Origin of the sequence: Clostridium sardiniense, assembly GCF_019753795.1 — a bacterium.
GTDB classification, from domain to species: Bacteria; Bacillota; Clostridia; order Clostridiales; family Clostridiaceae; genus Clostridium; species Clostridium sardiniense.
The window spans coordinates 1-226 of record NZ_JAIKTU010000075.1; the positions used below are offsets into that span (position 1 = coordinate 1).

Annotated in this window: 2 tRNA genes; both read left to right on the forward strand. The window is 51.3% G+C overall.

The features are described 5' to 3' along the window. Window positions 1–37 precede the first annotated feature (37 nt). Window positions 38–126, forward strand: a tRNA-Leu gene (locus tag K5V21_RS19275). 20 nt (window positions 127–146) lie between these two features. Next, window positions 147–222 (forward strand) — tRNA-Met (locus K5V21_RS19280). Window positions 223–226 lie beyond the last annotated feature (4 nt).

A 226-nucleotide genomic window follows, 5' to 3' on the forward strand; every position in this document is an offset into this window, starting at 1 on the left:
CTATTGTCGTCAGGAAATGACAGAGAGAAAAACGCATGCCGAAGTGGCGGAACTGGCAGACGCACAGGACTTAAAATCCTGCGGTGGTTAAACACCGTACCGGTTCGATTCCGGTCTTCGGCACCAAGTTTTTCAAAATGTAATATCGCGGGATGGAGCAGTTGGTAGCTCGTCGGGCTCATAACCCGAAGGTCGTAGGTTCAAGTCCTGCTCCCGCAACCACAAA